Genomic DNA, 8,817 nt, shown 5'->3' on the forward strand with positions numbered 1-8,817 from the left:
CGCAGAGAATCGTAACGGGATACCAAATCAAGTGCCTGTCCAATGAGCATAAAAAAATCCGGAAACGAGTGAGCGTTTCCGGATTCTTACACAGCCACTGGATCGGTCAACTGATCCTTAACTGATCGGCATTACAGCATCGCGCTGGCATTTTTATTGAATTGATAAGCCGACTCAGGCTTTGTTCTGACGCCACCATTCGGCCAGCAGAACACCTGTCGCGACGGAGACGTTCAGGCTTTCAACATTACCCGTACCGTTGATTGCCACGCTCAGGTCTGCGCTGTCGAGTGCTGCATCAGACAGCCCATCGCGTTCCTGACCTAACACCAGCACCATTTTCTTTGGCAGCGTCGCTTTAAACAGCGGAGTACCTTCGTGGCTGGACGTGGTGACAATCGCATAGCCCGCTTTGCGGAACTGGTCCAGCGCATCAATGACGCTGTCGCCAGTGATTGGCTTAACATGTTCTGCGCCACCTTCAGCCGTACGAATTGCTGCGCCAGATTCCAGCACTGCGGCATCCTGCACCAACACGCCTTTCACGCCAAAGTGCGCGCAGCTACGCATGATAGCGCCGAGGTTATGCGGGTTACCCACATCTTCCAGCGCCAGTACGCAATCCTCTTCACCCGCTTCGCTAACCCACTGCTGCACGCTGGTGCCGTTACGTTTCTTGATAAGGAAGCACACGCCGCCGTGGTGTTCGGTACCAGAGGCTTTTGCGAGCTCTGCTTCATCGACCACGTGATACGCTTTGCGGTTTGCCGCCATCCAGCGCAGGGCTTCTTTGAAGCGTGGAGTCACGCTCTGGATAAACCAGGCGCGTACGATGCAGTCCGGACGGCTCAGGAACAGGGCCTGGCACGCGTTCTCGCCGTAAACACGGGTTTCTTCCGCACGCTGACGGCGGATCACTTCTGGATCAACGAAACTTTTACCGCTGATCCCGCCGTGATCGGGTTTCTCTACTGCGTCATCACCCGGTGCACGGGAAACGGTACGCCATGGAGATTGTTCACGCGGCTGGCTGTCGCGGGAGGCATTATCACGGAAGCGGTCACCGCCACGTGGTTTGCCATCACGAGATTTTCCATCACGACTGTCGCGCGCAGGACGACGACCACCTTCGGTACGGGATGCGCCAGTACGGCCACCGCCTTTACCGGTACGCGGGTTTTGCGTGCGTTTATCCGAGTCATCATCACTGCGGACATACATCACTTTGACCCTGCCGCTTTTGTTTTTCAGTTCGTCGTTCATCTTTATTCTCCACCTGCGCTGCGCGAAGCGCGAAGATTACCCGATGTGTCCGAGCTTCGCCATGATTTCATACCAAAGAGTGCGACTATTGTACCCATTGAATAAACCTGATTGTCCTTTAAAACAGACTTGTCGATAATATGTAACATTAAAGAAACATTCGGCCTTCCGGCCGTTGCGTAAACCCGATTACCCAGAGGTTAGCTATGAATACCGTTTGTGCCAGTTGCCAGGCGCTTAACCGTATCCCCGACGATCGTATTAACGAAACAGCAAAATGTGGTCGCTGCGGTCACGAACTGTTTGATGGCGATGTGATCACTGCAACCGGCGAGACGCTGGATAAATTGTTGAAGGACGATTTACCTGTTGTCGTCGACTTCTGGGCCCCGTGGTGCGGCCCTTGCCGTAATTTCGCGCCTATCTTTGAAGATGTGGCGGAGGAGCGCAGCGGGAAAATGCGCTTTGTTAAAGTGAACACTGAAGCGGAACGTGAGCTTAGCGCGCGCTTTCGTATTCGCAGCATCCCAACCATCATGATTTTTCATAAAGGTCAGGTTGTCGATATGCTCAATGGTGCCGTTCCTAAAGCGCCATTCGACAGCTGGCTGAACGAGGCCACTCAGGCATAATCTCATCGGGGCACGGCTTGTGCCCCGCTTTTCCCTCTGCGACAATAGCGTTTTTCCTGCATGATTTCCCATGACTGATAACGCCGTACTTCGTCTTCGTGCCGAACGTCTCGCTCGCGCCACGCGCCCTTTTCTTGCTCGCGGCAACCGCATTCGTCGCTGCCAGCGCTGCCTGCTTCCGCTAAAACAATGCTTGTGCGACACACTCATGCCTTCTCGCGCCCGCAGTCGTTTCTGTCTGGTGATGTTCGATACCGAGCCGATGAAACCGAGTAATACCGGACGCCTGATTGCCGATATATTACCGGACACCGAAGCGTTCCAGTGGTCACGCACAGAGCCGCCTCAGGCGCTGCTGGAGCTGGTTCAGAACCCGGATTATCAGCCCATGGTTGTCTTTCCCGCTTCCTATGCAGGCCATGAACGCGAAGTGATCACCGCTCCGCCATCAGGCAAGCCGCCCCTCTTCATTATGCTGGACGGCACCTGGACTGAGGCGAGGAAAATGTTTCGCAAGAGCCCTTATCTGGATGCGCTGCCGGTCATTTCTGTCGATTTATCCCGGGTCTCTAACTATCGCTTACGTGAAGTGCATGCCGAAGGTCAGTATTGCACCGCCGAAGTCGCCATTGCGTTGCTGGATCTCGCTGATGACGTGCAGGCAGCAAGCGCTTTAGGTGACCATTTTCAACGCTTCCGCACCCGCTATCTTGCAGGAAAAACGCAGCATAAGGGAAACATCACAGTGCCCGAGGCAGAAAGCGTTTAAAATCATTCAGGAACGAATGTCCTGGAGAGAGTGCGATGAGCCAACGAGGGCTGGAAGCGTTACTGAGACCCAAATCGATTGCGGTTATTGGCGCCTCGATGAAACCCCATCGCGCCGGTTATCTGATGATGCGCAACTTATTGGCGGGCGGGTTTAGCGGCCCGGTGCTTCCTGTGACGCCAGCCTGGAAAGCGGTGCTGGGTGTGCTGGCGTGGCCAGATATCGACTCTCTGCCCTTCATGCCCGATCTCGCCATTATCTGTACCAACGCCAAACGTAATCTGGCGCTGCTCGAAGCCTTAGGCGAGAAAGGCTGCAAAACCTGCATTATTCTTTCCTCACCGCCGGAGCAATCCGCTGAACTCAAAGCCTGTGCCTCACGTTACCAGATGCGTTTGCTTGGCCCGAACAGTCTTGGGCTGCTGGCCCCGTGGCAAGGCCTGAATGCCAGCTTTTCGCCCGTCCCCATCCGTCGCGGCAAACTGGCCTTTATATCCCAATCCGCAGCGGTGTCTAACACCATTCTCGACTGGGCGCAGCAGCGTGAAATGGGGTTCTCTTACTTCATCGCGCTGGGCGACAGTCTTGATATCGATGTCGACGATCTGCTCGATTTTCTTGCCCGTGATACGAAGACCAGCGCCATTCTGTTGTATCTCGAACACCTTGGTGATGCGAGACGCTTTGTCTCCGCTGCCCGTAGCGCGTCGCGTAATAAACCGATTCTGGTGATTAAAAGCGGCCGTAGTCCAGCGGCCCAGCGTTTACTGCATGTGAATTCAGGAATGGATCCGGCATGGGATGCCGCCATTCAGCGTGCAGGTTTGCTGCGAGTTCAGGATACCCACGAACTGTTTTCCGCTGTAGAAACGCTCAGTCATATGCGGCCTTTACGCGGCGAACGGCTGATGATTATGAGTAACGGAGCTGCACCTGCCGCACTGGCTCTGGATGAACTCTGGCTGCGTAACGGCAAACTGGCGACGCTAAGCGAGGAAACGCTTTCTGCCTTGCGGGCCGCCTTGCCCGCGAGTGTCGAAGCCGCGAATCCTCTCGATTTGCGCGATGACGCCAGCAGCCAGCATTATCAAAAAGCGCTGAACCTTCTGCTTGATAGCCAGGACTACGACGCATTGCTGGTCATTCATTCACCCAGTGCCGCGGCTCCCGGCACCGAAAGCGCTCAGGCGTTGATTGAGACGCTGAGCCAACACCCACGCGGCAAGTATGTCACCGTACTGACCAACTGGTGTGGCGAATACTCCTCGCAGGAAGCGCGCCGTTTATTCAGTGACACCGGGCTCCCTACCTATCGCACACCTGAAGGCACCATTACGGCATTCATGCATATGGTGGAATACCGTCGCAATCAGAAGCAATTGCGAGAAACACCCGTGCTGCCAGACTTGCTGACCGCCAACACCGCTGAAGCACACGCGCTGCTCCAGCAGGCGATTAAAGAAGGTGCGACATCGCTGGATACGCATGAGGTTCAGCCTATTTTGCAGGCTTATGGCCTGCAAACGCTGCCGACCTGGATTGCAGCGGATAGTGCTGAAGCCGTGCATATCGCCGAGCAGATAGGTTATCCCGTTGCGTTGAAACTCCGCTCGCCAGACATTCCGCATAAGTCCGAAGTTCAGGGCGTGATGCTCTACCTGCGCACAGCGGCAGAAGTTCAGCAAGCGGCGGATGCTATCTTCGATCGTGTCAAAATGGCGTGGCCACAGGCCAGAGTCCATGGGCTTCTGGTGCAAAGCATGGCTAACCGTGCCGGGGCACAGGAATTGCGCGTCGTGGTAGAACACGATCCGTTATTTGGCCCGCTGATTATGTTGGGTGAAGGCGGTGTGGAGTGGCGGGCGGAAGATCAGGCTGCCGTGGCACTGCCTCCTTTGAACATGAACCTTGCTCGCTATTTGGTTATCCAGGCCATCAAGAATAAAAAAATTCGCGGCCGCAGTGCGCTGCGACCTCTTGATATCGCCGGATTGAGCCATTTGCTGGTCCAGGTCTCGAACCTGATTGTCGATTGTCCGGAAATTCAGCGGCTGGATATTCATCCTCTTCTGGCCTCTTCCGGTGATTTCACGGCTCTGGACGTCACGCTCGACATTGCCGCCTTTGATGGCGACAGCGAAAGCCGACTGGCTATTCGCCCTTATCCACAGCAATTTGAAGAATGGGTAGAAATGAAAAATGGCGAGCGCTGCCTGTTTCGCCCTATCCTTCCGGAAGATGAACCCCTGCTTCAACAGTTTATTTCCCGCGTGACAAAGGAAGACCTTTACTACCGCTACTTCAGTGAAATCAATGAATTTACTCACGATGATTTAGCCAACATGACGCAAATCGACTACGATCGAGAGATGGCTTTTGTTGCTGTTCACACCACTTCGGAGCGAACTGAAATCCTTGGGGTGACGAGAGCGATTTCCGATCCTGACAATATTGATGCCGAGTTTGCCGTCCTGGTGCGCTCCGATTTAAAAGGGCTAGGACTTGGGCGGCGGCTGCTGGAGAAACTCATCAATTACACGCGAGAACACGGATTACAGCGTCTGAATGGCATCACCATGCCGAACAATCAGGGAATGATTGCGCTGGCCCGGAAGCTGGGTTTTGACGTTGATATCCAGCTTGAAGATGGCATTGTGGGATTGACGCTAAAGCTCTCGCCTTCGTCATCGTAACTAAGCTGCTGGAAATGTTGACCACTTTAGCCCGCACTGATGGTATTATTGCTCGCTTCTGTCGTCTGCATGGTACAGAGACCCTTGATTAATCAGAGAAGATACGCACTGTGATGTTGTCAAAATTTAAGCGCAACAAACATCAACAACACCTTGCTCAACTACCTAAGCTTTCTCAGTCAGTTGATGATGTCGAGTTCTTTTACGCTCCCGCTGATTTTCGGCAAGCGCTCCTGGCAAAAATAGCCAGCGCCACGCGCCGTATCTGCATTGTTGCCCTGTATCTGGAACAAGATGACGGCGGTAAAGGCATCCTGGACGCCATCTATGCGGCAAAACGTGCTCGCCCGGAACTGGATGCTCGCATTCTTGTCGACTGGCACCGCGCCCAGCGTGGCCGTATTGGTGCAGCCGCCTCAAATACCAACGCCGACTGGTACTGCCGTATGGCGCAGGAAAACCCAGACGTTCACATTCCGGTCTATGGTGTTCCCGTTAATACACGTGAAGCCCTCGGCGTGCTGCATTTCAAAGGATTTATCATCGACGATAGCGTGCTCTACAGTGGCGCTAGTCTGAACGACGTCTATCTTCATCAGCATGATAAATATCGCTATGACCGCTATCAGTGTATCCGCAATCCCAGCATGGCTGACATCATGTTCGACTGGGTGGATCAAAACCTGGTTCATGGCCGTGGTGTGAATCGCCTCGATAACGATGGACGCCCAAAAAGCCCGGAAATCAAAAATGATATCCGCCTTTATCGCCAGGAATTACGCGATACCGGTTATCACTTCCAGGGCAATGCGGACAACGATCAGCTTTCGGTCACACCACTGGTCGGGCTTGGAAAATCGAGCATGCTGAACAAAACGATTTTCCATCTGATGCCCTGTGCGGAACACAAGCTGACTATCTGTACCCCGTATTTCAACCTGCCAGCAGTGTTGGTGCGCAATATCATTCACCTGCTGCGTCAGGGCAAAAAGGTGGAGATCATCGTCGGGGATAAAACGGCTAACGACTTCTACATTCCGGAAGATCAGCCATTTAAAATCATCGGGGCTCTACCCTATCTTTATGAAATCAATCTGCGTCGCTTCCTCAGCCGCCTGCAATACTATGTGAACACCGACCAGTTGGTCGTGCGGCTGTGGAAAGATGAAGACAACAGCTATCACCTGAAAGGCATGTGGGTGGACGATGAGTGGATGCTGCTGACCGGCAACAACCTCAACCCGCGAGCCTGGCGCCTGGATTTAGAGAATGCGATCCTTATCCATGATCCAAAACAGCAGCTGGCAGCCGCTCGTGAAAAAGAGCTTGCTCTGATTCGTACACACACTACGGTGGTCAATCATTACCGTGACTTGCAAAGCATTGCCGATTACCCGGTGAAAGTGCGAAAGCTAATCCGTCGTTTACGCCGTATTCGTATCGACAGGCTTATCAGCCGTATTCTGTAATCATCAGGCCCCGCAACGTCGGGGCTTTTTTACAGAGGAAACTATGCGAACTCTCCTTCTGTGTTCTTCCTTCCTGCTTTGCGGCTGCAGCCATATGGCCAACGATGCATGGACAGGTCAGGACAAAGCTCAGCACTTTATCTCCTCGGCAATCCTTTCCGCTGCCGGAAATGAATATGCTCAACATCAGGGGAACAGTCAGGACCGAAGCGCAGTTTATGGCTTAATGTTTTCCGTCAGCCTGGGGGCAGGAAAAGAGCTGTGGGACAGCCGCCCATCAGGGAGCGGCTGGAGCTGGAAAGATTTCGCATGGGATGTGGCGGGAGCCACAACCGGCTATGCAGTGTGGCAAATGGCCCATCAATAGCACTACAGACGCAGACCTTTTCCTTTACGATGCAACATCAGCGAGACCAGGAAAGCCAGCGCCCCCATCAGCGTGACATACCAGAAGAACACGCTTTCAAAACCGACAGATTTCAGTGACAAAGCAACATACTCCGCTGAACCACCAAAGAGCGCATTCGCGACCGCATAGGAAAGCCCAACACCTAACGCACGTACTTGCGCAGGGAACATCTCAGCTTTCAGTATCCCGCTAATCGAAGTGTAAAAGCTGGCAATCAGCAATGCACACATCACCAGTGCGAATGCGGCATATGGCGACTGAACATGCTGCAAGGCAGTAAGAATAGGCACGGTGAACAAGGTTGCCAGCCCACCAAAACAAAGCATTGAGTTACGACGACCGATCCTGTCTGAAAGTGCGCCAAACAGCGGTTGTACGATCATGTAAACAAATAGTGCGGCGGTCATTACAATGCTTGCCACACTGGCGCTCATGCCCGTCGTGTTGACCAGATACTTTTGCATATAGGTCGTGAAGGTATAGAACACCAGGGAGCCACCGGCGGTAAAGCCAAGCACCATGATAAAAGCTTTGCGGTTGCGCCATAACCCTTTAAGCGATCCGGCTTCTTTCAGCGCTCGCGTTTCTTGCTGAGATGTTTCATCCAACTGGCGTCGCAACCAGAGTGCGACCAGTGCCAGAACTGCACCTAGTGCAAAAGGAATTCGCCATCCCCATGCATGCAGATCTTCATTACTCAGCACCTGCTGTAAAACAACGACGACCAATAGCGCCAGCAGTTGACCACCAATCAATGTGACGTACTGAAATGAGGCAAAGAAGCCTTTGCGGCCTTCAATGGCAACTTCACTCATGTAAGTGGCACTTGTGCCATATTCTCCACCAACCGACAGCCCCTGGAACAAACGCGCTAACAGTAGCAATGCAGGCGCCCACGTTCCAATGATTGCGTAACCGGGCAAACATGCAATGACTAAGGAGCCAAAGCACATCATGCATACAGAGATAAGCATGGAGGTTTTGCGTCCATGGCGATCGGCGATACGTCCAAACAGCCATCCACCAATGGGGCGCATCAGAAAGCCAGCGGCAAATACCCCGGCAGTTTGCAGAAGTTGAGTCGTGGTATTTCCTGAGGGGAAAAAGATATGAGCAAAGTAGAGAGAACAGAATGAATAGACATAAAAATCAAACCATTCAACAAGATTCCCGGACGAGGCTCCTACGATTGCCCAAACCCGACGACGGGTATCTCCATCAGCGACGGTACTCCGGGAAGAAAATGCATTCTCTGTCATTGTAATAATACTCCTGGCATCGATCTGATCTGCCTCGTAGTAACTCACTAGCACTACGGGAGAACAATTAGTGAACAGGATGTTACATAATTGTTATGACTAAATTTGTGATATTACGCACAAATTCACTTAGCATGATCAGTATTCAGGAATGATCAGAGCGTGATGCACTGGATTATAAAACGCAAAAAACCCCGGCCTTTCGGTCGGGGTTCTTGCTTGTTTGATGCCTGGCAGTTCCCTACTCTCACATGGGGAGACCCCACACTACCATCGGCGCTACGGCGTTTCACTTCTGAGTTCGGCATGGGGTCAGGTGGGAC

General features: G+C 53.1%; 7 protein-coding genes and 1 rRNA gene. 5 read left to right on the forward strand and 3 right to left on the reverse strand.

What is annotated here, in order from left to right; translation table 11 throughout:
- Positions 1-174: 174 nt before the first annotated feature.
- The gene (locus ACRCWW_RS10665) at positions 175-1,263 is read right to left on the reverse strand and encodes a tRNA/rRNA methyltransferase (RefSeq protein ID WP_438682401.1); all 1,089 of its coding nucleotides are present in this window, start codon (positions 1,261-1,263) and stop codon (positions 175-177) included.
- Between the two features lie 206 nt (positions 1,264-1,469).
- Between ACRCWW_RS10665 and trxC the strand changes: the two genes are divergently transcribed.
- The 5 genes from trxC to ACRCWW_RS10690 all read left to right on the forward strand — a co-directional run bounded on the left by trxC (position 1,470) and on the right by ACRCWW_RS10690 (position 7,193).
- Positions 1,470-1,895 (forward strand): thioredoxin TrxC, encoded by a 426-nt coding sequence (gene trxC / locus ACRCWW_RS10670; RefSeq protein WP_438682402.1) that lies wholly within the window; start codon positions 1,470-1,472, stop codon positions 1,893-1,895.
- 70 nt (positions 1,896-1,965) lie between these two features.
- The gene (gene tapT, locus ACRCWW_RS10675; RefSeq protein WP_438682403.1) at positions 1,966-2,664 is read left to right on the forward strand and encodes a tRNA-uridine aminocarboxypropyltransferase; all 699 of its coding nucleotides are present in this window, start codon (positions 1,966-1,968) and stop codon (positions 2,662-2,664) included.
- A gap of 35 nt (positions 2,665-2,699) precedes the next feature.
- On the forward strand, positions 2,700-5,357 hold the full coding sequence (locus tag ACRCWW_RS10680) for a bifunctional acetate--CoA ligase family protein/GNAT family N-acetyltransferase (RefSeq protein WP_438682404.1): 2,658 nt from the start codon (positions 2,700-2,702) through the stop codon (positions 5,355-5,357).
- Positions 5,358-5,470: 113 nt separating this feature from the next.
- Complete coding sequence (gene pssA / locus ACRCWW_RS10685; RefSeq protein ID WP_438682405.1) at positions 5,471-6,826, forward strand: CDP-diacylglycerol--serine O-phosphatidyltransferase; 1,356 nt, start codon at positions 5,471-5,473, stop codon at positions 6,824-6,826.
- 43 nt (positions 6,827-6,869) lie between these two features.
- Positions 6,870-7,193, forward strand: coding sequence for a YfiM family lipoprotein (locus ACRCWW_RS10690; RefSeq protein ID WP_438682406.1), 324 nt, complete (start codon positions 6,870-6,872; stop codon positions 7,191-7,193).
- 2 nt (positions 7,194-7,195) lie between these two features.
- Here the strand turns inward: ACRCWW_RS10690 and ACRCWW_RS10695 are convergent, their stop codons facing one another.
- Together ACRCWW_RS10695 and rrf are read right to left on the reverse strand one after the other, a co-directional pair.
- Entirely contained in the window at positions 7,196-8,494 is a 1,299-nt protein-coding gene (locus tag ACRCWW_RS10695; RefSeq protein ID WP_438682407.1) for an MFS family transporter, read from the reverse strand.
- Positions 8,495-8,722: 228 nt separating this feature from the next.
- Positions 8,723-8,817, reverse strand: a 5S ribosomal RNA gene (gene rrf, locus ACRCWW_RS10700); the annotation flags it as partial.

It is taken from the genome of Scandinavium sp., from assembly GCF_051650185.1.
Taxonomy (GTDB): domain Bacteria; phylum Pseudomonadota; class Gammaproteobacteria; order Enterobacterales; family Enterobacteriaceae; genus Scandinavium.

Coding starts and splice junctions, on each gene's coding strand:
- ACRCWW_RS10665 (WP_438682401.1), bottom strand. CDS start 1,263: ATGAACGACGAACTGAAAAACAAAAGCGGCAGGGTCAAAGTGATGTAT.
- trxC (WP_438682402.1), top strand. CDS start 1,470: ATGAATACCGTTTGTGCCAGTTGCCAGGCGCTTAACCGTATCCCCGAC.
- tapT (WP_438682403.1), top strand. CDS start 1,966: ATGACTGATAACGCCGTACTTCGTCTTCGTGCCGAACGTCTCGCTCGC.
- ACRCWW_RS10680 (WP_438682404.1), top strand. CDS start 2,700: ATGAGCCAACGAGGGCTGGAAGCGTTACTGAGACCCAAATCGATTGCG.
- pssA (WP_438682405.1), top strand. CDS start 5,471: ATGTTGTCAAAATTTAAGCGCAACAAACATCAACAACACCTTGCTCAA.
- ACRCWW_RS10690 (WP_438682406.1), top strand. CDS start 6,870: ATGCGAACTCTCCTTCTGTGTTCTTCCTTCCTGCTTTGCGGCTGCAGC.
- ACRCWW_RS10695 (WP_438682407.1), bottom strand. CDS start 8,494: ATGACAGAGAATGCATTTTCTTCCCGGAGTACCGTCGCTGATGGAGAT.